Source organism: Vibrio sp. HI00D65, assembly GCF_001635455.1.
In the GTDB taxonomy this organism is placed as follows: Bacteria; Pseudomonadota; Gammaproteobacteria; order Enterobacterales; family Vibrionaceae; genus Vibrio.
Genome location: NZ_LWEH01000127.1, coordinates 1 through 220, shown reverse-complemented (window position 1 = coordinate 220; position 220 = coordinate 1). Strand labels below are relative to the sequence as shown.

The 220-nt window shown below is 38.6% G+C and carries 1 pseudogene; it reads right to left on the bottom strand.

What is annotated here, in order from left to right:
• A pseudogene (locus A3712_RS27765) lies at positions 1 to 220 on the bottom strand (transcriptional regulator); the annotation flags it as partial.

Here is a 220-nt window from a genome sequence, read left to right as displayed (position 1 = left end):
CATCTGCATCATAGTCTCCGTCGAACATCTCATAACCAAGTTTGCCACCCACTGTCCAAGCGAGTTCTTGTGTAATAGGCACGATGTAGTTGTATTTAGTAAATAGTGTGCCTACATCAAGAACATCGCTGTTTTCGTAATTTTCAACATTTTCGATACTGATACCACGTAAATCATAACCAATACTAAATTGGTGAGTTTGATTGATTGTCATACCACC